Genomic DNA, 21,908 nt, shown 5'->3' with positions numbered 1-21,908 from the left:
GGAATTGAAGCGCAGGCTGGTTCCATCGGCAAAAGGATGGAACGGCCATGGAATTTTATCGCGCCTGCTTCAGAAGCAAAATCAGATGGGACAAGCTCAGGCTGTCCCTGCCCGACGAAATCGAAAAGACGCTGCTGCATATCCGGCGGAGCAACCGCTCGACCGGCGTTACGGGAGCCTTGCTGATGGTCGATCAGCATATCGTCCAGATCCTCGAAGGTCAGCCTGGGCCGGTTCTCGACACGGTCTATTGTGTCATGAACGATCCGCGTCTCGAAGACATCGAAGGCATCATCCACGAACCGGCGGATTTCCGGCTCTTCCCGAATTCCCTGATGTTCTTCAGAGATCTGAGCGACGGTGTCGCGGCATCCCAGAATGCGGTCCTCAGGCCGTTGCTCGATCATCCGGGCGCCCTCACCCGGGACGAAGCCTATCTGGCGTTCAGTCATTTCGCCGGAGAACTCCAGGCAGGCCGACTGACCAATGCCATGCTGATGATCTGAAACGCTCCGTTGCCAGGACGGGAGCGTTTTCAGCGGGCAAAAGATTGTGATCCTGTGGCTTTATTGCCCTAGTCTGTTCTAGCCGCCCCCGGATAGTGTGCCTCTTCGATTTTCAGGGGTCACGCAATGTCCGGCGGATATCCGACACTTCAAACTCTTTCCGCGGGTCTTTTGGCAGCCATCGTCGGATTCGCGAGTTCCTTTGCCATCGTCATCCAGGGCCTTGCGGCCTCCGGAGCCAGCCCCGCCGAAGCCACCAGCGGACTGATGGCGCTTTCCATCTCCATGGGGCTGTGCGCGATCGTCGCCTCCCTCGCGACCAAGATGCCCGTTTCGATCGCGTGGTCGACGCCGGGCGCCGCCCTTCTGGCTTCCGCCGGCGCCGCCGACGGCGGTTTTTCCGCTGCAGTCGGGGCCTTCCTTCTCTGCGCAGTGCTCATCGTTGTTTCCGGCCTGGTCCGCCCGTTCGGCCGTGCGGTCGCCGCCATTCCCGGTCCCCTGGCCAACGCCATGCTGGCCGGTGTCCTGTTCGGTCTCTGCCTTGCTCCCGTGAGGGCGGTCGCCGAACTGCCTGCGAGTGCGCTCGCCATCATCTTGACCTGGGCAATCGCCTTTCGCTTCGCCAGGCTCTACGCGGTTCCGCTTGCCATGATCGTCACTTTCGCCATCGCCGGCTTGACCGGCGGTCCGGTGGATCTGTCCCAAGCCGATATCATCAGCCGGCCGGTCCTGATCGAACCCGCCTTTACCCTCGAAGCCGCCGTAAGCATTGCGCTGCCGCTCTTCATCGTCACCATGGCCTCGCAAAATATTCCAGGCATCGCCGTCCTGAGAGTTTATGGCTATCATCCCGCGAGCGGACCGCTGTTCACCCTATCCGGCGTTTTCAGCCTTCTTGCCGCCCCCTTCGGCGGTCACGCGGTGAACCTCGCGGCGATCACCGCAGCCATGTGTGCCGGCGAAGACGCCCACAAGGACCCCGCGCAAAGGTACTGGGCCGCTGTCGTCAACGGCGTTGCCTATGTCCTGTTCGGCCTGTTCGCCGGTCTGGTCATGGCCTTTGTCGCGGCAACGCCGTCTATCCTGATTGAGGCGGTCGCCGGCCTTGCCCTCCTGAGCGCCTTTGCCTCTTCCATAGGCGAGGCAACAAAAACGCCGGAAACACGGGACAGCGCGATCATCACTTTTCTTGTCACCGCTTCCGGGGTCAGCTATCTGGGCGTATCCGGTGCATTCTGGGGGCTTATCGCAGGCGGCGCCTTCATGGCGCTGACACGCAGGCGGTCGACCGGGTGAAGCGAATTGACCGCGCGGCTTCCTAAATGCCTTGCCCTCACGCGGTTGCCTCCCCTAGGGTACAGGCTGAACAGAACTTGGAGCATTCCGGCCGTGACAGGCCCGTTTTTACTGAAGACCGACCCTGACGACCCCAGCCTTTCAACGTCCGTTAGCGGCATCGACCAGGATGGCGTTTCTGTTGAAACCAGGGTTGTGACCGAAAAAGCGCTGACGCTTTACCTGAACTCCCAGGAAGTGGTCACCATGATGACCATCGGCGACCATCCCGAGCTCCTGGCCGTGGGCTACCTGAAAAACCAGAACATGCTGGCTGCGGACGATGTCATTACCGGGATAGACTACGACGACGATCTCGAAGTTGTCGTGGTCCGCACGGAACGGGAAACCGATTTCGAAGAGAAGCTGAAAAAGAAGGTCCGGACATCGGGATGCGCTCAGGGCACCGTGTTCGGCGATGTCATGGAGGGCTTTGAAACCGTTTCCCTGCCGCAGGACGCACGCCTGAAAACGTCCTGGCTTTACGAGCTGACCAGATCCATCAACACGGCGCCGTCGCTTTACCTGGAAGCGGGCGCGATTCACGGCTGCGTTCTGTGCCGGGAAGACACGCCGCTGGTCTACATGGAGGACGTCGGCAGGCATAACGCGGTCGACAAGATCGCGGGCTGGATGGTGCTGAACGAGATACCCGCGCACGACAAGATCTTCTACACGACGGGACGGCTCACGTCCGAAATGGTGATCAAGACGGTGATGATGGGAGTCCCCATTCTGGTGTCGCGGTCCGGGTTCACCGCCTGGGGCGTCGATCTGGCGCGCCGGGCCGGTCTGACGCTGATCGGCCGCGCCCGAGGGAAGCGCTTCGTGGCCCTTGCCGGAACGGAGCGGATTGAGTTCGATATGGCGCCGGAACATGCGGAGGACGAACCCCGCAAGGCACGGCGCAAGGGGAGCGCTCCGGAGACATGATGGCGCAGGACGGAAATCTCACGCCCAAGCAAGTGATCGGCTGTGTCCTGGCGGGCGGCCAGTCCAGGCGCATGGGCGGCGGCGACAAGAGCCTCATGGACCTTGGCGGGAAAACCATGCTGGAAATGGTCCTCGAACGGCTCGGCCCTCAGGTTCCCGAGATCATTTTGAATGCCAACGGCGATCCGTCACGATTCGCTCATACCGGCCTGGAGGTCGTCGCCGACCCGGTTGGAGATTACGCCGGCCCGCTTGCCGGCGTGCTTGCCGGGCTGACCTTTGTCAGGAACCAAAGACCTGAAACGACGCATGTCGTTTCCGTTGCCGGCGACACTCCCTTTTTTCCGGGCACGCTTGTCGAAAAATTCTGTTCGGCGCTCCCGTCGATCGATCCCGTGATCGCGCTTGCCACTTCCGCCGACAAACTCCACCCTGTTTTCGGGTTGTGGCCCGTGGCTCTCTACGAGGACCTGAAGGCATGGCTCGAGACAGGCCAAAGCGGCAAGGTACTCGCTTTCGTAGACCGTCACGACAGCATCGAAGTCTCCTTCGAGAAGGACCCGGCAACCGGAATGGACCCGTTTTTCAATGCCAACAGACCGGACGATCTCGTGACCGTCCGCAAGGCGCTCGGGCACCCGCTGACATGACAGACACTCCCGTATTCGGAATCACGGGCTGGAAGAACTCCGGCAAAACGCGGCTCATGGCCAGCCTTGTGCGCGAATTCACGGCGCGGGGCCTCAAGGTCTCGACGGTCAAGCATGCCCATCACAACTTCGACATCGATCACCCGGAAACGGACAGCTACCGCCACCGGGAAGCGGGTGCGTGCGAGGTCGCGCTCGTGTCCGGCCGCCGGTGGGCGCTGATGCACGAACTCAGGGATGAAAACGAGCCTCCCCTCCCGGAGATCCTCGCGCGCCTTGCGCCTTGCGACCTCATCCTGATCGAAGGCTACAAACGCGAAAGCCACTTTAAAATCGAGGCCAGGCGCCTGGAGACGGCCGACCGCGGCGCGCTTGCTCCGGCCGATCCCGGTATTCTGGCCGTTGCCTCGGATCACGAACTCCCCGACGAAACGCTGCCGGTCTTTCATCTGGACGACATTCCGGCGCTCGCGGATTTCATTCAGCAGACCCTGAAGTTGAAGGGGCGCGCCTTATGAGCGGAAAACCGTTGCAGGACGATTGTTTCGTGCACGACAAGGACCGGCTCAGGCACCAAGAAGCGCTTGCCATCCTGAAGGAACGGCTATCGACCGTCGCCGGAACCGAAACCCTGCGTCTCGAAGAGGCGTTGGAACGCATTCTGGCGGAAGCCGTCATAGCGCCCCGCGACGTGCCGCTGACCGACAATTCCGCGGTCGACGGCTATGCCTATCGGCATTCCGATCACGACGAAGCGGGCGGATTTTTCCGGCTCCAGCAGCGGATCGCGGCCGGGCAGACAGACGCGACGGCCCTTTCTCCCTGGGCTGCCGCGCGGATCTTCACCGGTGCGGTCATGCCGCCCGGCGCCGACACGGTCGCCATGCAGGAAGACTGCGAGACGCATGAGCAGGACGGTCAGGACTTCGTGATCGTGCCCCAGGGACTGAAAAAGGGCGCCAATTGCCGCAAGGCCGGCGAAGACGTCCCGAAAGGAACGGAGCTTCTGTCTCCCGGCCAGATCCTGCGGCCGCAGGATCTGGCCGCGATTGCCTCCACCGGCCAGGCCGAAGTCTGTGTCTACCGGAGGCTCAAGGTTGCCCTTGTCTCGACGGGAGACGAGCTGCGCCGTCCCGGAGAGGCAATCTCGTCCGGCGGCGTTTACGATTCCAACCATTTTCTTCTCAGGGGCCTCTGTGCGACCCTTCCCGTCGAAATTGAAGACCTCGGCGTCCTGAAGGACGACGCGGATCTGATCGGCGCGACGTTGCAGGACGCAGCGGCGCGGTGCGATGCGGTGATCACCACCGGCGGCGCCAGCAAGGGCGAAGAAGACCATATCCTGCGCATTCTGGACGAGCTTGGAAAGCGCCAGATCTGGCAACTGGCGGTCAAACCGGGCCGGCCAATGATGTTCGGCACGCTCGGGCGCTGCGCCTTTCTGGGGTTGCCGGGAAACCCGGTTGCAACGATGGTCTGCTTCCTGCTCTATGCCCGGCCCGTTCTCAGCACTCTTGCCGGCGGTCCTTTCCTGGAACCAAGAGGTTTCCAGGTCCCGGCGGCTTTCGAAGTTCCGAAGAAAAAGCCGGACCGGCGCGAATTCTACCGCGGCTATCTGGGAACCGACGCGCAAGGCGCCACCGTCGCGCATAAATTCCTGCGCGACGGCTCCGGCTTGATCACGGGACTGCGCGAGGCGGACGGGCTGATCGAAATTCCCGAGGAAGTCACCCGGATCAAAAAAGGCGATCCGGTGAAATTTCTGCCCTTTTCCGGCTTTGGCATTCGCTGACCGCCCGGGCCCGACCGGCAATCAATTTGAAGGTCAGGCCCGGATTTCGGTTCAGTAGGCGTAAGGCCAGCCGGCCGCCACGAAACGATAGCCGTCGCTTTCCTTCACAACGCGGCCCATCCCCGGAAACGGAATATGCGCTCCGGCAAACAGCAGTTTTTCAGTCGCGGCCTGATCAAGGAAGCGCTTGCGGGATGCCGCAGCCATTTTGGCATCGATGTCAAAGCCAATCCCCCAGTCCGGATTCTCGAACTGATAGACCGCCATGTGGACGACATCTGCCGCAATGACGAGGGTTTCACCGTTGCTGTCGAGGACATAGCCCGTATGTCCCGGCGTGTGACCGGGCAGCGCCATCGCCTGGATACCGGGCAGGATTTCCTTGTCGCCCGAAAAGAGCGTCTGACTGCCTTTGTAGGCGTCCGCGGCCCGGCGCGCGCCGACGAAAAACGGCTTGAACTGCTCGGGGGCGCCGCTCATGGCCGCGTCATCGAACCAGAAGGCGTTATCGACTTCCGGCAGGATCAGTTCCGCGTTCGGAAAGACCCGGTTCCCATCCGCGTCAACGGCACCGAAGAGATGATCCGGGTGCATGTGGGTAATCAGCACGGCGTCGATCTGGTCCGGAGACACGCCTGCCTCCTTGAAGGCCAACGGAAGCCGGCCCATGGTCGGACCGAGCGCATCGGCGGTTCCCGCGTCCACCAGGATCAGCCGCTCACCCGTGTTGATCAAAAAGGCATTGACGGGGATCCGCAGCGCGTTTCCTTCAATCAGCGCCCTGTCGCGCAGACGTTTGCCTTCCGCTTCCTCATAGCCAACGACAACCTCCGGCGTGATATCGAGATACCCGTCGAGCAGCGCGGTGACTTCGAAGTCGCCGACCTTGTATCGAAGCGCGCTCGCCATGGGCGCCCCGGCCAGGGGCGCTGCGGCCTGCGCGGAGGACGACAGGAGGGAGAGCCCTCCGGCGGTGGCAGCCAGTGCACCTGCACCGGCAACACCTCCCAAAAGACTGCGTCTGGAGAGGGAAAGAGATGGAATGGTCATGAACGGACTCCCGGCTTGACCTAAGAAAAACAGGTGTTGGATGGCCCGGAACGTACAGAAGCGACCGGACACAGGTAGAGATGTTTCATACGGATTGTTTTTAAAGCCCAGGCGATCTTATATGAATGATAAGTCAGACTTATAGGTTTGAGAAATCCGCGTCCATTGAAACTGCCGGAGCCTCCCGATGGACAAACTCGTAGCGCTCAAAAGTTTTGTGCAATCGGTGAAATTCGGCAGCTTTTCGGCGGCGGCGAAACACATGGGTATCTCCCAACCCGCGATCAGCCAGCAGATCCGTTCCCTGGAGAACGAGCTTGGCAACCGTTTGATCAACCGCACGACGCGGCAACTCAACCTGACGGAAGCCGGCCAACGCTACCTTGTCCATGCACAGGACATACTTGAGCGCCTTGAGGAAGCCGATCGCTCGATCCGCAGCGAAGACGACCAGATGACCGGACTGCTGTCTCTTGGTCTGCCGAGCGGCTTTTCGGAAACCCTGCTGTCGAATTTTCTGCTTGATTTCAACACGGACTATCCGGGGATCGTTCTCGACATCTCCCTGTCCGACCTTTACGCCGACGTGGTTCAGGAACGACTGGACGTGGCGATCCGGATGGGGGACATCAGCGACGACCGTCTCATCGTGCGCAGACTCGGAACCGCGCAGCGCTGCCTGGTCGCCTCCCCGCGCTATCTGGATGAAAGAGGGCGGCCGAAACACCCCTCGGATCTGTGCACCCACGACTACCTTCTCTACAAGACCATTTCGACAGGCTTGCAGGTCCCCTTTATCAGCCCGGGCGGAGAAAACCTCTCTGTTCGGATAAAACCCTCGATGATCGTCAACAACAGCGCAATGCTGCGGCGGGCCGCTCTGGCCGGGCGGGGCATCGTGCTGGCGAACCGCTGGCTGATCGATCCTTACCTCCGGTCGGGCGAGCTTGAACTCGTGCTTCCGGAGTGGCGGTACCCGCCACACCCGGTCTACGCGGTTTATCCCTCCAACCGATTTATTCCGCTCAAGGTCCGCCGGTTCGTCGACCGGCTACAGGGGTTTCTCGACGAGCAGAAAACGTTCTCTAACAGCCACATGGCCGCCGCGGAATGATCCGCGCCCCCGATCAGATTTCGTCGACGGCGACGGTCCAGGTTTCCTTGAGCGCCTCCGCCTCCCATGCAAGCCAGGCCTCGGTTCCGGTCATGGAAGCGTGATAACGGGCGAAAACCGGATCGTCCGTCAAAGTGTAGGTCGCAATGCGGCTGACGACCGGGGCATACATGGCGTCCGCGATCGTGAAATCGCCGAACAGGAAAGGTCCGCCGGATTTTTCCAGGCACTCGCTCCAGATCGACAGGACCCTCCCGACATCCGCCTTCACCGCGTCGCTCACCCCGAGCGTTTCCACGGGACGGCGCATGTTCATCGGGCAAGCGTCCCGCAACGCCCCGAAACCCGAGTGCATTTCGGCGGATACGGACCTGGCAAGAGCCCGCGCGGCGCTATCTTCAGGCAACAGGCCTTTTTCGGGATAGCATTCAGCCGCGTATTCCAGGATCGCGAGACTGTCCCAGACCGTGAGGTCGCCGTCTTTCAAGACCGGGACTTTCATACTCGGCGAAAAGGCGGCGAAGTCCGGGTTGCCATTTTCAAAGTCGAACGGCACCAGTTTCTCCCGAAACGGTATGTTTTTTTGGCGCAAGGCGATCCATGGCCGGAAAGACCAGGAAGAGTAGTTCTTGTTGCCGATAAAAAGTTCAAAATCCATCACGCCACCCATGTTTGACGACCCCGGACCAAGGTTACGGCCGGCCGGCCCTTCCCTGTCTTTCGGTAAATTTCTACCTATTCCGACAAGGGCGGCGGTTCAAATTCATTAAAATCATGGGTTCGATCAAGGATTTCGATGCGGACACTCGGCGCAGGTCTTGCTTTTTGTTTGCGATTTTCACAGGCGCGTCCCCGGAGTCCGGCACTTGTCAGTTCGAGAGCCTGCAATGCGCTTCCCGGAACCTCCTCTTCAGGCAACACCGGAAGTCACACGTCTGCACGGGCCGCTCCTCCTTTGGTCTTATTCTCCAGAATCATGGCGAAGAAGCAGAGGCTGCCGCCCCAGACGCGGTGTCCTTTCCGCATCGTCGAGCGCATCCTGCGCGGAAATGAACCAACCACATAAGGCTCCCGGAGCACTCAACCATTCCCTTTTCCTTCGGCGACGAAGTTGAAATTGACGATATTGTGTTTCGACGCTGCGTTTTTTTCCCAGGCATGGTTGAAATTTGATCTGAAGTGTATGGAATAGAAACATCGGGCGAACGGGCGGGAGGAACCCGCCTGTGCCACGAACAGATATTAGGGGAACAAATAATATGCGTGTTTTGCGTATGGCTGCGGCTGCTGTGGCCGTTTTGGCTGTTGTGGGTGGCGCGGAAGCGAAAGACTGGTCCAAGGTCCGCATCGGAACCGAGGGCGCTTACCCTCCCTTCAACTCCCTGACCGCAGACGGTGAACTCGTCGGATTCGACGTCGATATCGCCAAGGCGCTCTGCGAAGAAATGAAGGTCGAGTGCGAGTTCGTCACCCAGGACTGGGAGGGCATGATTCCCGCTCTGCAGGCCGGCAAGTTCGACGCCGTGATCGCATCCATGTCGATCACCGACGAGCGGAAGCAGCAGGTCGATTTCACCAACAAATACTACAACACGCCGCCGGCCATCGCCGTGCCGAAGGATTCCAAGCTTTCCGGCACCAGCGACGCGGACCTGAAAGGCATCACGCTTGGAGCCCAGAGCTCCACCACGCATTCCAACTATGCGGAAGAAAAGCTGCCGTCCGTTGAGCTGAAGCTTTATCCGACGCCGGACGAGTACAAGCTCGACGTTTCCAGCGGACGTATCGATGCCGTCATCGACGACGTCGTTGTCCTGTCCGACTGGCTCGGCACCGATGACGGCGCCTGCTGCAAGCTGCTCGGGACCCTTACCCCGGATCCGGTCATCAACGGTGAAGGCGCGGGCATCGCGATCCGCAAGGAAGACGGCGACCTGAAGGAAATGCTGAACAAAGCCATCGCGGCCATTCTTGCGAGCGGCAAGTACCAGGAAATCAGCGACAAGTACTTCACGTTCGACGTTTACGGCGGCTGATCTCGCTGAAACCGGTAGCCAAGCGACACAGCGCGATTTCGCGCTGTGTCTTTTTTCGAAAATAAGATTTCTATCCGGACAGCAGTTGCAAACACTGTTCGAGGAAAAGGAAGACGCGCCAGCTTATGAATGAAGCTTTGACGCTGCTATCGTTTGGGGAACATGGCTGGGGCGACACGATCGCGATTGGCGCCCTGGTGACGGTTTCACTTGCGCTTGCCTCCCTGCCATTCGGTCTAGCGCTTGGATTTCTTCTGGCGCTTGCAAAAAAGTCAGCCGAACCGAGCCTGAAGCTTGCGGCCAATATCTACACCACCATCTTCCGCGGTCTGCCCGAGCTTTTGACACTTTTTCTGGTCTATTTCGGCGTTCAGATCGGATTTCAAAAGGCGTTGAAACTGATCGGGATTGAAACCTATTTCGAAGTCAATTCCTTCGTCGCCGGGATGTTCGCGCTGTCGTTCGTGTTTTCCTCTTATGCGTCAGAAGCGTTTCTGTCCGCCTTTCGGGGAATTCCACAGGGACAATTCGAGGGCGGTCAAGCTCTCGGATTGAGCCGGAAGCAGACGATGACCTTCATTATCCTTCCCCAATTGGTCCGATTGGCTTTGCCTGCTCTGGGCAATCTGTGGCTGATCCTATTGAAGGAAACGGCACTCGTCTCGACAATCGGGCTTGCGGATCTGATGCGTGAAGCCGGAATTGCCGCCAGAGTAACCAAGGAAGCCTTCCTCTTTTTCGGCGTCGCCTGCCTGATCTACCTGATTCTGGCCATAATCTCTTCGACCGGCCTGGCGCGATTGGAACGTTGGAGTAAACGCGGAGATACGGCAAGATGACTGTAGTCTCTTCCGACACGGCGCTGCCGCCTCCGCCGCCACTGCCGCGCCGCTGGACCAAGGCCAGAATTCTCGGTCACGTGCTGATGGCGCTCTGGATCGTGTCCGGGGCCTCGCTTCTCTTTTATCTCGTCACCAACATCAACAGCCCGTTTGTCCAGAAATACTGGCCTGACTATGTCGATGGCTTCCTCGTCACGCTGCAGATCGTCAGTGTTTCTCTGTTGATCGGCGCGCTGCTCAGCCTGCCGATTGCAGCCGCCCGCGCGTCACGTTGGAAGGTTCTCTCCGCTCCGGCCTACGCCTACGTCTATTTTTTCCGCGGCACACCGCTGCTGGCCCAGACATTCCTGGTCTATTACGGAGCCGGCGGCTTCCGTACGGAACTGGAGGCAATCGGCCTTTGGACCTTTTTCCGGGAAGCCTGGTACTGCGTGATCTTCACCTTCTCCCTGAACACCTCCGCCTATCAGGCCGAGATATTGCGGGGCGCCATCCTGAACGTTCCAAAAGGCCAATGGGAGGGCGCGGCCGCCCTGGGACTTTCCCAGCCTGTTACCTTTTTCAAGGTCATCCTGCCTCAGGCCCTGATGGTTGCCCTCAGGCCCTACGGCAACGAGATCATTCTGATGATCAAGGGCTCTGCGATCGCTTCAATCGTTACCGTGTTCGATCTCATGGGTGAAACTCGCCGCGCTTATTCGCGCACCTATGACTTTCAGGCCTATATCTGGGCTGCGGTGATCTACCTCATGATGGTGGAAACGCTGCGCAGGGTGTGGGACCGTCTCGAGATGCGTCTGACCCGCCATCTGAAGCGCTGAGTCTGTTGCGACCCGCCGCCCCCGCGGCGGGCGCACCCGTCCTTTGAAATCAGGAATATCCGATGACCAACACGCCGACCAAGACCCCGGGCCTCCATGTCGACAGCCTGCTGGCCCATGGTGGCGGCGGGTTCGATCCGGCCACCGGCGCCGTCGTTCCGCCGATCCAGACGGCAACAACCTTCGTCCGCGACGAAACCTACGCGCCGGTCCTGCCGGGCCAGATCTACAGCCGGGACAGCAATCAGCTTTACAAGCAAACGGAAAAGCTGATCGCCGCCCTTGAACTCGGTGCCGACAGCCGGCTTTTCGCTTCCGGCATGGCCGCCGTCGCTGCGGTCGCGCGCATCGTCAAACCGGGAGGCACCCTGCTGGCGCAATCCGGGATTTACTGGGGCACGACCCATTTCCTGCGCAAGCACTGCGCCCACAACGACATCGCGCTGGTCGAGGCCGATGCCAGCGATCTGCAAGCCCTTTCCGACGAGATGTCCGTCACCCGTCCGGACCTCGTCTGGCTTGAAGTGCCCAGCAACCCTTTCCTGAAGGTCGCGGATATCGGGAAGATCGCCGAATTGTGCAAGACGACCGGCTCGCTGCTTGCCGTCGACGCCACTGCGGCCACACCGCTTGTTCTCAAGCCGCTGACCCTCGGCGCCGATTTCTCCATGCACTCGGCGACAAAAGCGCTCAACGGACACTCTGATCTTCTGGGCGGCGTTGTGACCGCCAGCGACGCCGCCAGCGAGGCCTGGTCGTTTGTCTGCGAGGAACGCCTTGCCGGAGGCGCGGTGCTGGGCTCCTTCGAAACCTGGCTTCTGCTGCGTGGCCTCAGAACGCTTGCCCTGCGCGTCGAGCGTATGAACAGGAACGCCATGGCGCTCGCCGACTATCTTGAGGCGCACCCGAAGATCGATTCCGTGCTTTACCCCGGCCTGGCAAATCATCCGCAGCACGCGCTCGCGAAAGAACAGATGACCGGCGGATACGGCTCCTTGATGTCGGTTCTCGTCAAGGGCGGCAAGGACGAGGCCTTGAAGGTGGCCGGCAGTCTCGATGTGTTCCAGCGTGCCACCTCTCTGGGCGGCACGGAGAGCCTTGTGGAGCATCGCTTCACGATTGAGGGGGAAGGCTCCGGGATACCGGAAAACCTTTTGCGGTTGTCCACCGGCATTGAACATATCGGAGACCTGACAGCCGATTTCGACCAGGCGCTTGCGGCTCTCTAGAACGCTGTTGAATAAGCCGGGTCTGCACCGGCGTCGCCCCGGGCAAGCGCAGCGCGTTCCGGGGCGACACATTGGGTTTCATTTCAACACCCGGCCACAAAGGCCTTATCAAGCGCCCTCTTGTTCGTCGCGCATCGACCTCAGCCAGCGCAGAAAGGCCTTGACCGGTTCGCGCTGGATACCAGGTCTGGTGACGATGTGATAGCCGGAGCCTTCCGAGCGGATATCCTCGAACAGGACCCGCAGCGTGCCGGCCTCGATCTCGGACTGCACGAAAACCTTTGACATCGCCGTTATGCCGTATCCGCGGCGCACGCCGTCGAGGATCATGTAACCCGGCAGGTTTGAAATATTGAGCTTCTTGTTCGGAACCACCCCCTGCTCTTTCAGCCAGAGGGCCAACTCGTTGGTGCCCAGTTCCTGAAGCCAGGGAAACCGGAGAAGGTCTTCGGGCTTGAAGTCCGGCGCATCGCCAACGAGGCAGGTCGCTCCGACGACAACGTAATTGCTGGCGACCAGCATTTCACTCTCGAGCCCCGGCCAGTTTCCCGAACCATAGCGAATGGCGAGGTCGACGCCGCCGGGTTCCAGGGTGACAACATCCGCCGTCGGATTGATAGACAGTTCGACATCCGGATGCGTGTTGCGGAAATCGGATATGCGCGGCATCAACCAGCTCACCGCGAAGGTCGGTGTTGTCGAGACATTCAAGGGGCGCCCCGCGTTCGCCCCCAAAAGCAGTTCCACCGTCGCGAGGATCTTTTCAAATCCGCTTTGAACCCCTTGAAACAACTGCTCGCCTTCAGGGGTGAGCGCCACCCCTCGCCCCTCCCGTGCGACCAGGGCGCAGCCGAAATGGGCCTCGAGCGCCCTGACCTGCTGGCTGACCGCCGCATGGGTAACGTTCAATTGCCGGCCCGCCGCCGAAAGGCTCTTGGTCTCGGCAACGGCCGCGAAGGCTCTCAGACTGTTGAGCGATGGCATGGCCCGCCAATCCATATGTAATCTCACCTTATATTTTGAAAATCTTCCTGACTCGCATTCACGGCGCTGAAGGCGCACATTCTCTTCATCGAAACGCGAAACAGGAACCAAGTCAATGTTAGATATTTATGCAAAAAGCTTCTTGGAAGCCAGCCGTTTTACCGGCAACACCCGTCCGGATCCGCAGACCCAGAGGCACCTGGACCGGCAGTCGTCCAAGCGCGAACAACACACCCGACTTTGGCGGCGGTCTCCTTACTGGATCTGACAACCGATTGTTCCCCTTCGGTCGAAACAGTCCCCCGCCGAGCTGACAGACACCTGCAAATGCCGTAAAACATGACGAACGAAATCAAGCAGGCCCGGTCAAGATGCCGGGCCTTCTCATGCGAGGGGAACGCTGACATGGCAAAGGTTGCATTCATCGGTTTGGGCGTCATGGGGTATCCGATGGCCGGGTATCTGAAAACCAAGGGCGGTCACGACGTCACCGTCTACAACCGCACCACCGCCAAGGCTGAAAAATGGGCCTCCGAATATGGTGGATCCTTCGCGAAAACGCCGAAGGAAGCCGCTGACGGTTGTGACTTCGTCTTTGCCTGCGTCGGCAACGACGATGACCTGCGGTCCGTGACCACCGGCCCGGACGGCGCGTTTCATGGCCTCAAGCCAGGCGCCATCTTCGTCGACAACACCACCGCTTCCGCCGAAGTCGCCCGCGAACTCCATCGCGCGGCTAAGGAAAAAGGCTGCGGCTTCATCGACGCACCGGTCTCCGGCGGCCAGGCTGGCGCTGAAAACGGTGTCCTGACCGTCATGTGCGGTGGCGACGAGGACCAGTTCGACAAGGCCAAGCCCGTCATCGAATGTTTTGCCAAGTTCGTCGGCCTGATGGGAGAGAGCGGCGCGGGCCAGTTGACCAAGATGGTCAACCAGATCTGCATCGCCGGCCTCGTTCAGGGCCTATCCGAAGCCATCCACTTCGCCAAAAAAGCCGATATGGATGTTGAAAAGGTCATTTCCGCGATCCGGGGCGGCGCGGCCCAGTCCTGGCAGATGGAAAACCGTTGGGAGACCATGAACCAGGGTAAATTCGACTACGGTTTCGCCGTCGACTGGATGCGCAAGGACCTGGGGATCTGCCTGAAGACGGCAAACGAAACCGGAGCCCGCCTGCCGGTCACGGCCCTGGTCGACCAGTTCTACGCCGAGGTTCAGGCGATGGGAGGCAGCCGCTGGGATACGTCCAGCCTGATCGCGCGCCTTGAAAACGCCGAGAAGAAATAACCCGCCGGCCGCGGGGCGCACCGAAACCGTCGCTGGCACCGCCGGCACTGTGCTCACCGAACTGCGCTCGCTCGGCACGGAAGAAAACCGCGCCGGGATGGCGCGGTTCGGTATCGAAACGCAGCACGCCTTCGGTGTCCCGATGGCAAGGTTGCGCCCGCTCGCCAAAACCATCGGAAGCTCTCCCGACCTCGCCCGGGAGCTTTGGGAAAGCGGCTTTCACGAAGCCCGCCTTCTGGCAATTCTCCTGACACCGCCCAAATCGCTGACACCGGATCTTGCTCTGACCTGGCTTGAGGACATTCGCTCCTGGGACCTGTGCGATCAGCTCTGCAATGTGCTCGCTCGAAGAGAGCACACGGATGAACTTGTTCCACTCCTTGCCGCGGACAAACGGGAGTTCGTTCGTCGCGCCGGGTTCGCCCTGATCGCCTGGCGCGCCGTGCATGCCAAGAAGGCTCCGGAAAGCGAGTTTTCAGGGTACTTTGGCCTGATCAGGACCGCGGCGGAAGACGAGCGGAACTTCGTCTGGAAGGCCGTTCACTGGGCGTTGCGTCAGATCGGCAAACGGTCAGCCGCCTTGCACGGCCCTGCTCTGGCACTGGCTGAAGAACTCGGTGCATCGGACAACAGGACAGCCCGGAAAATCGGACGGGAAGCGATCCGGGAACTTTCCTCAGAAAAGGTCCGCACCCGGCTGGGTTTGGGTGCGGATGCCTGCAGTCAATAAAGCAGCGCCTATTGACCGGCCGCTTCCCTGGCGATCTCGTCGAGCAAGGCATTGACCTCCGCAATCGCCATCTTCGAGGCCTCCGGCCCCGTTTTGGTCAGTTCCCGGTATCCGACCGTCACGCTCCCCGGTTTGTCGGGCGTTTCATAAACGAACACGGTATAGGGGCAATAGGCAATGTTGGCCGGATCGGCCTCCATGGCCTTTCGCGACAAATTGGCGGAGCAGAAGAGCATCGACTGAGCGTCGATGAAGATCTGCTTCTCGCTGCCCACGTCCGATCCGGTCCTGTCCAGCATGTTGCCGATATGCGAGACATAATCGATCACCAGGCCACGATTGACGATGGCGTTTTCCAGGTCGAACCTGATGTCCTCAAAGGCGCCGGACACTTCGTATACGGTCACGCCTTCAGGCGACGCACCGCCATCGGCCGACGCCGCGCCGCCACAGATGAAAGCGGCCGCTGCCAGAACCGAACCGGCTTTGCAGATTTTTCCCAACATTGAATTTCCTCCCACAGTCCAGACCAGCGGGCCTGTTACCGGTACCGACCGGCACCGGAAAAAGCCGAAACACTGATCGTTTCCATTTCGATCCAACACCCCGCGCCCGATCGGACACGGTCTGCTCTCAAGTGATCAAACTAGAAGCCGACAATGCGGGAAACATTGACACATAGCAATATTTGAATTCTTTTTCCGAGAACAACGGTGAGCCGATTTCCGGGATCAGATCTCCACTTCCACGGTTCCGATCGGGTTGGAGCAGCAGGCAAGGATGTAGCCGGCTTCCACATCGTCGTCGCTGATGCCGCCGGAATGGACCATATGCACCTCGCCGGAGAGTTTCTTCACCTTGCAGGTGCCACAGACGCCGAACGTGCAGCCTGAGGGGATGTTCAAACCGGCGTCCTTGGCGACCGCCAGGACCGTGTCCGTCTCCGAGCACCAGGCTGAGACCTGCGAGTTTGCAAAGACAATCTGTGCCTGGGCGTCCTCCTGAGGCACCACATCGTCGAACTCGGTCAGCTCCGCCTTGGTCTCGGCAGGCGCCTCGAAGCTTTCCTGGTGATAGCGATCCATGTCGTAGCCGAGCGCGTTGAGAATTTCGCGGACGGTATCCATGAAACCTTCCGGACCGCAGCAGTAGACGTCGCGTTCCAGGTAGTCGTTGCACATCAGCCCAAGCATGAGCTGGTTGAAGTATCCCCGGTAGCCGGTCCAAACCTCGTAAGGATCGCTTCTGTTGACCACAAAGTGAAGCTGCAGGCCGTTCACGCGGCTTGCTATATGCTCAAGCTTCTTGCGGAAAATCAGTTCCACCGGACGGTTGGCGCACTGGATGAAGCAGATGTCCGGCTCCTCGCCACGCTCGAACAGGGTTGTCGCCATGGACATCATGGGCGTCACGCCCGAACCGGCGGAAATGAACAGGTACTTGCCGTCCGGGTTGGCGGGCAGATGAAACAGGCCAGCCGGTCCGTATGCCTTGAGGCGCATGCCTGGCTGGAGGTTGTCCAGCATCCAGCGGGTGCCAACGCTGCCCGGTTGCGCCTTCACCGTCACGCAAATGTAGGCATTGGTCAGGGGCGACGAGGAAATCGTGTAGGTGCGTTGAACGTTGCCGCCGGGAACCGGCAGGTCGAGCGTGATGAACTGACCCGCCTTATACAGGAACGTTGCCCCGGACGGAGGCCGGAAAGTGAAGGTTTTCACCTCCGGCGCCTCCGGCAACACGCTGACGCATTCCAGTAATTCGCTGTCTGTCCAGACCGGCGTGTCCCGACCGGGCATGGGTATCATGATGTCACTCCGCCGCAATTCGGAAGCGGCCGATCAGGCCGTTTTCAAGCGTCCGCGCGTACCAGTCGATGAACTGGATCACACCGCTTTCCTGAGCCATGGAATAGGGTCCGGGTTCGTAGGCCGGCGAGTTGATCCCCTTTTGGTTCTCCTCGACGATCTGCCTGTCCTCGTCGTTGGTGTGGATCCACACCTCGCTCAGCCGCGTGAGATCGTAGTCAACGCCTTCCTCAGCATCCTTGTGCACCAGCCAGGTCGTCGTGACTTCGGTTTCCGTGGGACTGACCGGAAGCACCCGGAAGGTCAGGACCTGATCGGACAGGAAATGGTTCCAGGTATTCGGGTAATGGAAGAACAGGCAGGACCCGGCGTTGTCGAAGGGAACCGTGCCAACCCGCTTCGAGACCGCCGCCTTGCCGTCCATGGTGTAGCTCACCGCATTTCCGAGGAAGGGAATGCGCACGAAGCGCCACTGTTCGGAGGGGTCGATGAGAAACTTTGACGGCAAACCCGCGGCTTCGCAACGCTGAACATGCTCCAGCCCGAGGTTTGACGCGGCCGAGTCGTCTCCTCCAACCAGGTTGGGGTCGTCCGGAAAGGTACGGCAAAGGGAAGGATGAGAGCCGGCGCAGTGGTAGCATTCCCGATTGTTTTCCAGAACGAGCTTCCAGTTGCCCTGTTCCGTGATCGTCGACTGGTAGGCGACCTTGAGATTGGCAAGGTCGTGCGGATCGAAATAACGCGACGCCTGCTTTTTGAGCTCGGTCATGTCCGGCGCAACCTCAGCCAGACAGATGAACACCATGCCTGAAACCGTTTCGCAGTGAACCGGTTTCAACCCATGATCAGCGGGCTTGAAGTCCGGCCCCATCTCCTTCGCCCAGAGCAGCTTTCCGTCGAGTTCGTAAGTCCACTGATGGTAGGGGCAAACGAGCTTGGGCGCGGAGCCTTTCGCAGCGGAACAGATACGGCTTCCCCGATGCCGGCAGGAATTGTGGAACGCCCGGATCGCGCCGTCGGCGCCACGCACGACAATTACGGAATAATCGCCGATCTGGAGCGTGATGTAGTTGCCGGTCTTCGGCATTTCGGCGGAAGGGGCGGCGAAAATCCACTCTTTTTGCCAGATGTGCTTCAGGTCGCTCTGATAAACATTCGCGTCCGTATAGAAGGCCCTTGGAAGGGAATATCCGGCACGGCGGCCCATTAAAAGAGAAAGAACTTCCGCATCGCTCTGCATGTCACACGTCCTTTTCAAGCCGTCTCCCCGGCCCAGATCATCGGGAGAAACTAGGGGCACTTTACCCCTGGCACGTAGTCCAAAAACGGCATGCGCTTATTCAGGAAAGACCTGCCCATCGAATTTTTCCGCAGCGCAAAATCCGCTAGATATTCTTGACCAGACGTAAGGCGTCGTAGATCGCCGCATGGGTGTTGCGGGCAGACACCGCATCGCCGATTCGGAAGAGCGCAAAATCACCCTCCGGATTTGCCGAAAGCGGTTGTTCCCGTCCGAAAATAAGCGCTTCCTGATCGACAGCACCGAGGTTTTTCGATTTCGGTTTCAGGTCGAAATAGAGTTCGTCGAGCGGAACGGTGCCGTGGTTGATCACGATCTGGTCGAAGTCCCGCTCTTCGAGATGATCCGAATAATCCGTGCCGATGACAGCCGTTATCATGTTGCCGGAGCGCCTGGCCGCCATGAGCCGATAGGTGACCGTGAACCGCACGTCCCTGCCCTGGAGCGAACGCATATAGGGCACCAGGTTCATGCCCATGACTTCTGGGGCAAAGGACCGGTCCGGCGTCATGATCTCCACATGCGCGCCGGATTTCGCGGCGATTTCGGCGGCTTGCAAACCGGCGTGATCCCCCGCGTCGTCATAGACCAGCACCCGTTTGCCAGGTCTCACGTCGCCGGCAATCAGGTCCCAGGCAGAGACCGTCAGATCGTTTCCTTCCCGCAAAACTTCGGTATGCGGCAGGCCTCCGGTCGCAACGATGACCGCGTCCGGGGTCTCGGCTGTAACGTCCTCAGCCTCCGCGTAACTGTTGAAGCGAAAACGGACACCGCGCGCCGCGCATTGCTCCAGGCGCCAGCCGATGATCGAAATCATCTCCCGGCGGCGTTCGGATTGCGCCGTCAGACGGATCTGGCCGCCCGCATCCGGTGCGGCCTCGAACACCGTCACCTGATGTCCACGCTCCGATGCCACGCGCGCGGCTTCCATGCCGGCCGGTCCCGCACCGACCACGACGACCTTCTTCTTGACTTTCGCTTCGGGAATTTCATGGGGCATGGTCAGCTCCCGTCCCGTTGCCGCGTTGTGGATGCACAAGGCCTCACCGCCCTGATAGATCCGGTCCAGGCAGTAGGTGGCGCCGACGCAGGGCCGGATGTCCCCTTCCCGCTTTTCCGAAATCTTCTTGACGATCAGGGGATCGGCCATATGCGCACGGGTCATGCCCACCATGTCCAGAAGCCCCTCGGCGATGGCGTGACGGGCCGTTGCGACATCCGGTATCTTGGCGGCGTGGAATGTCGGCAGCCCGATCTCCCGCCGGATCGTTCCGGCAAAATCCAGATGTGGTGCATTGCGCATGCCTTGCACCGGGATCACATCAGTCAGGCCCGCATCCGTGTCGATATGCCCCCTGATGACATTGAGGAAATCGATCTGCCCGGTCGCCTTGAGACGCCTGGCGATTTCCAACCCTTCCTCGGGCGTGATGCCAACGTCCAGTTTCTCATCCGCGGAGAAGCGGATGCCGACGATGAAATCGTCGCCGACCCGCTTGCGGACGGCATCGATGACCTCAAGCGAAAACCGCATGCGGTTTTCAAGCGAGCCGTTATAGGGTCCGTCGAGCGAATTGACGGCCGGCGACCAGAACTGGTCCATCAGGTGGCCATAGGCTTCAAGTTCAATGCCGTCCATGCCTCCGGCCTTCATCCGTTCCGCGGCGTCGGCATAGTCCTGAACAATGCGCGCGATATCCCAGTCTTCCACCTTCTTCGGAAAAGCCCTGTGCGCCGGCTCCTGGGCATGCGTGGTGGAGACGGACGGCAGCCAGTCGCCCTTGTTCCAGGTCGTGCGGCGCCCGAGATGGGTAAGCTGGATCATCACCGCGCAACCGTGTTCGTGGCAGGCATCCGTAAGCCGTCTGATCCACGGCACCACTTCGTCCTTGTACGCGAGGATATTGTTGAAGGCGGGCGGCGAGCTTCTGGAGACCGCCGCGGAGCCGGCGGTCATGGTCAACGCCACTCCTGCCCTGGCGCGCACCTCGTGATAGGCCCTGTACCGGTCTTTCGGCATGCCGTCTTCGGGGTAAGCCGGTTCATGCGAGGTGATCATGATCCGGTTTTTCAACGTCAAGGACTTCAGCCGGTATGGCTGCAGCAACGGATCTTTCGACATGCGTTTTCCCTCAAAGCGCCTGCCCGCGTCCTCTCAGCAGGTCCTGAGGACACAATAGAATCCGCGTCTTTCTCTTGAAAAGTCGCAAAAGCGACATTCTTGTCGCTTTTCATGACACAGGTGTCGGATTCTGTTGCATCCAGAAAAACGCGCTGCTATCGACCTTGCATGACCGATCCATTAATCGAGAAAACGTCGGGCTGGCGCGGAACGCGGGAGATCTGGCTGCAGGCGGCCTATCAGGCGCTTCTGGAAAGCGGCATCGACGGCGTCAAGGTCATGCCGCTTGCCGAGCGCCTTGGGCTGTCGCGCACGAGTTTTTACGGTCATTTCTCGGACAGGGACGACTTGCTGGGGGCGCTGATCACGCTCTGGCAGGCCAAGAACACCGGCAACCTGATCAAGCGGACCGAAGACTACGCCGAGACGGTGACCGAGGCGATGCTGAACGTCTTCGACCTGTGGCTTTTGCCGGATCTCTTCGATTCCAGGCTCGAGTTCGCCGTTCGCAACTGGGCGCATTCGGACGAGAGGCTATCCGTCATGATGGAAGATGCAGACCGGATTCGCGTCGAGGCACTGGAGGCCATGTTCCTGAGGTTCGGATACGATGACCACTCCGCCAATGTGCGGGCAAACACGGTCTATCAGACCCAGATCGGCTACATTTCGATGAAAAAAGACGGGCCGCTCGAATTGCTGGAACCGCGCCTCAAACGCATGCCGCACTATGCGGAAATCTTTACCGGCCAAACGGTCTCCGAGGCGGAAATCGCCCGATTTCGAGCCCGGCACATTGCACAGGACCCGGTCACGAACGCGCCGACCCCGGCCGCCCTACCCTAAATTCCGGAAATCACGTGTCGGGGCGCGTCTTTTCCGTCGCGACATAGGAGAGCGGCAGCGAGGTGGTGTTCTTGATCTGCTCCATGGCGAACGTTGTCGACACGTCGGATATGTCGATCTTCGCAATCAGCTTCTTGTAAAAGGCATCGTAGGCTTCGATATCGGGCACTGCCACGCGCAGCAGATAATCCACCTGACCGGCCATGCGGTAGAACTCCACCACTTCGGGAAACTCCTGAATGACGTCGGCGAATTTCTTAAGCCAGTCCTCCGAATGCTGGCTGGTGGTAATCGCAACGAAGGCCGTGACCTTGGCGTTCACCTTGGCCGGATCCAGCAACGCGACGCGGCCGGTTATCACACCGTCTTCTTCCATCTTCTGAATGCGGCGCCAGCACGGCGTGGTCGACAGGCCGACCCGGCGGCCGATTTCCGCGACTGGAACGGTGCAATCCTCCTGAAGGATGGACAGGATACGGCGATCAATACGGTCGATCATGAACGGTCACCCAGTGTTCGGCGTCGT

The 21,908-nt window shown here is 60.1% G+C and carries 22 protein-coding genes; 14 read left to right on the top strand and 8 right to left on the bottom strand.

The genetic code is table 11. The features are described 5' to 3' along the window. Positions 1–47: 47 nt before the first annotated feature. The 6 genes from JF539_RS08070 to glp all read left to right on the top strand — a co-directional run bounded on the left by JF539_RS08070 (position 48) and on the right by glp (position 5,216). Positions 48–506, top strand: a complete 459-nt coding sequence (locus JF539_RS08070) for a BLUF domain-containing protein (protein WP_207139786.1) — start codon at positions 48–50, stop codon at positions 504–506. Between the two features lie 126 nt (positions 507–632). Then, positions 633–1,802 carry a benzoate/H(+) symporter BenE family transporter gene (locus JF539_RS08065; RefSeq protein ID WP_207139785.1) on the top strand — a complete coding sequence of 390 codons (1,170 nt, stop codon included), beginning with the start codon at positions 633–635 and terminating at the stop codon, positions 1,800–1,802. 93 nt (positions 1,803–1,895) lie between these two features. After that, complete coding sequence (fdhD, locus tag JF539_RS08060) at positions 1,896–2,774, top strand: formate dehydrogenase accessory sulfurtransferase FdhD (protein ID WP_207139784.1); 879 nt, start codon at positions 1,896–1,898, stop codon at positions 2,772–2,774. Continuing rightward, complete coding sequence (gene mobA / locus JF539_RS08055) at positions 2,771–3,424, top strand: molybdenum cofactor guanylyltransferase MobA (RefSeq protein ID WP_207139783.1); 654 nt, start codon at positions 2,771–2,773, stop codon at positions 3,422–3,424. The genes fdhD and mobA overlap by 4 nt, the downstream gene beginning before the upstream one ends. Then, positions 3,421–3,942, top strand: coding sequence for a molybdopterin-guanine dinucleotide biosynthesis protein B (mobB, locus tag JF539_RS08050; RefSeq protein ID WP_207139782.1), 522 nt, complete (start codon positions 3,421–3,423; stop codon positions 3,940–3,942). The genes mobA and mobB overlap by 4 nt, the downstream gene beginning before the upstream one ends. Next, positions 3,939–5,216: a gephyrin-like molybdotransferase Glp gene (glp, locus tag JF539_RS08045; RefSeq protein ID WP_207139781.1), complete on the top strand. Its 1,278-nt coding sequence runs from the start codon at positions 3,939–3,941 to the stop codon at positions 5,214–5,216. Before mobB ends, glp begins: the two co-directional genes overlap by 4 nt. Positions 5,217–5,267: 51 nt before the next feature. On the opposite strand, the gene JF539_RS08040 is transcribed toward glp, so the two are convergent. Beyond that, positions 5,268–6,266 (bottom strand): MBL fold metallo-hydrolase, encoded by a 999-nt coding sequence (locus JF539_RS08040; protein WP_207139780.1) that lies wholly within the window; start codon positions 6,264–6,266, stop codon positions 5,268–5,270. A 187-nt stretch (positions 6,267–6,453) separates the two neighbouring features. Between JF539_RS08040 and JF539_RS08035 the strand changes: the two genes are divergently transcribed. After that, entirely contained in the window at positions 6,454–7,380 is a 927-nt protein-coding gene (locus JF539_RS08035; protein WP_207139779.1) for a LysR family transcriptional regulator, read from the top strand. 13 nt (positions 7,381–7,393) lie between these two features. On the opposite strand, the gene JF539_RS08030 is transcribed toward JF539_RS08035, so the two are convergent. Further along, positions 7,394–8,038 carry a glutathione S-transferase family protein gene (locus tag JF539_RS08030; RefSeq protein ID WP_209017044.1) on the bottom strand — a complete coding sequence of 215 codons (645 nt, stop codon included), beginning with the start codon at positions 8,036–8,038 and terminating at the stop codon, positions 7,394–7,396. 601 nt (positions 8,039–8,639) lie between these two features. Between JF539_RS08030 and JF539_RS08025 the strand changes: the two genes are divergently transcribed. From JF539_RS08025 to JF539_RS08010, 4 genes are all read left to right on the top strand, one after another. Then, positions 8,640–9,416, top strand: coding sequence for an ABC transporter substrate-binding protein (locus JF539_RS08025; protein WP_207139778.1), 777 nt, complete (start codon positions 8,640–8,642; stop codon positions 9,414–9,416). Between the two features lie 125 nt (positions 9,417–9,541). Further along, positions 9,542–10,255, top strand: a complete 714-nt coding sequence (locus tag JF539_RS08020) for an ABC transporter permease (RefSeq protein ID WP_207139777.1) — start codon at positions 9,542–9,544, stop codon at positions 10,253–10,255. Continuing rightward, positions 10,252–11,079 (top strand): ABC transporter permease, encoded by an 828-nt coding sequence (locus JF539_RS08015; protein WP_207139776.1) that lies wholly within the window; start codon positions 10,252–10,254, stop codon positions 11,077–11,079. Before JF539_RS08020 ends, JF539_RS08015 begins: the two co-directional genes overlap by 4 nt. 62 nt (positions 11,080–11,141) lie before the next feature. Then, positions 11,142–12,308 (top strand): trans-sulfuration enzyme family protein, encoded by a 1,167-nt coding sequence (locus JF539_RS08010; protein WP_207139775.1) that lies wholly within the window; start codon positions 11,142–11,144, stop codon positions 12,306–12,308. 108 nt (positions 12,309–12,416) lie between these two features. Here the strand turns inward: JF539_RS08010 and JF539_RS08005 are convergent, their stop codons facing one another. Next, complete coding sequence (locus tag JF539_RS08005) at positions 12,417–13,292, bottom strand: LysR family transcriptional regulator (RefSeq protein ID WP_209017043.1); 876 nt, start codon at positions 13,290–13,292, stop codon at positions 12,417–12,419. 405 nt (positions 13,293–13,697) lie between these two features. Here JF539_RS08005 and JF539_RS08000 point away from each other — a divergent pair, with 405 nt between their 5' ends. Together JF539_RS08000 and JF539_RS07995 are read left to right on the top strand one after the other, a co-directional pair. After that, on the top strand, positions 13,698–14,579 hold the full coding sequence (locus JF539_RS08000) for an NAD(P)-dependent oxidoreductase (RefSeq protein ID WP_207139773.1): 882 nt from the start codon (positions 13,698–13,700) through the stop codon (positions 14,577–14,579). Between the two features lie 49 nt (positions 14,580–14,628). Then, positions 14,629–15,309 (top strand): DNA alkylation repair protein, encoded by a 681-nt coding sequence (locus JF539_RS07995; protein ID WP_328809214.1) that lies wholly within the window; start codon positions 14,629–14,631, stop codon positions 15,307–15,309. An 8-nt stretch (positions 15,310–15,317) separates the two neighbouring features. Here JF539_RS07995 and JF539_RS07990 read toward each other — a convergent pair whose 3' ends face one another. The 4 genes from JF539_RS07990 to JF539_RS07975 all read right to left on the bottom strand — a co-directional run bounded on the left by JF539_RS07990 (position 15,318) and on the right by JF539_RS07975 (position 20,536). Beyond that, positions 15,318–15,815, bottom strand: a complete 498-nt coding sequence (locus tag JF539_RS07990; protein WP_207139772.1) for a DUF302 domain-containing protein — start codon at positions 15,813–15,815, stop codon at positions 15,318–15,320. Between the two features lie 225 nt (positions 15,816–16,040). Then, entirely contained in the window at positions 16,041–17,114 is a 1,074-nt protein-coding gene (locus JF539_RS07985; RefSeq protein WP_207139771.1) for a 2Fe-2S iron-sulfur cluster-binding protein, read from the bottom strand. Positions 17,115–17,118: 4 nt separating this feature from the next. Beyond that, complete coding sequence (locus JF539_RS07980; protein WP_207139770.1) at positions 17,119–18,354, bottom strand: aromatic ring-hydroxylating oxygenase subunit alpha; 1,236 nt, start codon at positions 18,352–18,354, stop codon at positions 17,119–17,121. Positions 18,355–18,499: 145 nt separating this feature from the next. Next, positions 18,500–20,536: an NADH:flavin oxidoreductase gene (locus JF539_RS07975; protein ID WP_207139769.1), complete on the bottom strand. Its 2,037-nt coding sequence runs from the start codon at positions 20,534–20,536 to the stop codon at positions 18,500–18,502. A gap of 183 nt (positions 20,537–20,719) precedes the next feature. Here JF539_RS07975 and JF539_RS07970 point away from each other — a divergent pair, with 183 nt between their 5' ends. Next, on the top strand, positions 20,720–21,382 hold the full coding sequence (locus JF539_RS07970) for a TetR/AcrR family transcriptional regulator (RefSeq protein WP_419247678.1): 663 nt from the start codon (positions 20,720–20,722) through the stop codon (positions 21,380–21,382). Positions 21,383–21,392: 10 nt separating this feature from the next. Here the strand turns inward: JF539_RS07970 and JF539_RS07965 are convergent, their stop codons facing one another. Next, positions 21,393–21,878, bottom strand: coding sequence for an Lrp/AsnC family transcriptional regulator (locus JF539_RS07965; RefSeq protein ID WP_328809242.1), 486 nt, complete (start codon positions 21,876–21,878; stop codon positions 21,393–21,395). Positions 21,879–21,908: the final 30 nt, after the last annotated feature.

It is taken from the genome of Roseibium aggregatum (assembly GCF_017309185.1).
Classification (GTDB): Bacteria; Pseudomonadota; Alphaproteobacteria; order Rhizobiales; family Stappiaceae; genus Roseibium; species Roseibium aggregatum_B.
This window is presented reverse-complemented; position numbering and strand designations above follow the sequence as displayed.

Bases quoted from the DNA above. Each gene is read 5' to 3' on its own strand.
- JF539_RS08070 (WP_207139786.1), top strand. From the start codon at position 48: ATGGAATTTTATCGCGCCTGCTTCAGAAGCAAAATCAGATGGGACAAG.
- JF539_RS08065 (WP_207139785.1), top strand. From the start codon at position 633: ATGTCCGGCGGATATCCGACACTTCAAACTCTTTCCGCGGGTCTTTTG.
- mobA (WP_207139783.1), top strand. From the start codon at position 2,771: ATGATGGCGCAGGACGGAAATCTCACGCCCAAGCAAGTGATCGGCTGT.
- mobB (WP_207139782.1), top strand. From the start codon at position 3,421: ATGACAGACACTCCCGTATTCGGAATCACGGGCTGGAAGAACTCCGGC.
- glp (WP_207139781.1), top strand. From the start codon at position 3,939: ATGAGCGGAAAACCGTTGCAGGACGATTGTTTCGTGCACGACAAGGAC.
- JF539_RS08040 (WP_207139780.1), bottom strand. From the start codon at position 6,266: ATGACCATTCCATCTCTTTCCCTCTCCAGACGCAGTCTTTTGGGAGGT.
- JF539_RS08035 (WP_207139779.1), top strand. From the start codon at position 6,454: ATGGACAAACTCGTAGCGCTCAAAAGTTTTGTGCAATCGGTGAAATTC.
- JF539_RS08030 (WP_209017044.1), bottom strand. From the start codon at position 8,038: ATGGATTTTGAACTTTTTATCGGCAACAAGAACTACTCTTCCTGGTCT.
- JF539_RS08025 (WP_207139778.1), top strand. From the start codon at position 8,640: ATGCGTGTTTTGCGTATGGCTGCGGCTGCTGTGGCCGTTTTGGCTGTT.
- JF539_RS08020 (WP_207139777.1), top strand. From the start codon at position 9,542: ATGAATGAAGCTTTGACGCTGCTATCGTTTGGGGAACATGGCTGGGGC.
- JF539_RS08015 (WP_207139776.1), top strand. From the start codon at position 10,252: ATGACTGTAGTCTCTTCCGACACGGCGCTGCCGCCTCCGCCGCCACTG.
- JF539_RS08010 (WP_207139775.1), top strand. From the start codon at position 11,142: ATGACCAACACGCCGACCAAGACCCCGGGCCTCCATGTCGACAGCCTG.
- JF539_RS08005 (WP_209017043.1), bottom strand. From the start codon at position 13,292: ATGCCATCGCTCAACAGTCTGAGAGCCTTCGCGGCCGTTGCCGAGACC.
- JF539_RS08000 (WP_207139773.1), top strand. From the start codon at position 13,698: ATGGCAAAGGTTGCATTCATCGGTTTGGGCGTCATGGGGTATCCGATG.
- JF539_RS07990 (WP_207139772.1), bottom strand. From the start codon at position 15,815: ATGTTGGGAAAAATCTGCAAAGCCGGTTCGGTTCTGGCAGCGGCCGCT.
- JF539_RS07985 (WP_207139771.1), bottom strand. From the start codon at position 17,114: ATGATACCCATGCCCGGTCGGGACACGCCGGTCTGGACAGACAGCGAA.
- JF539_RS07980 (WP_207139770.1), bottom strand. From the start codon at position 18,354: ATGCAGAGCGATGCGGAAGTTCTTTCTCTTTTAATGGGCCGCCGTGCC.
- JF539_RS07975 (WP_207139769.1), bottom strand. From the start codon at position 20,536: ATGTCGAAAGATCCGTTGCTGCAGCCATACCGGCTGAAGTCCTTGACG.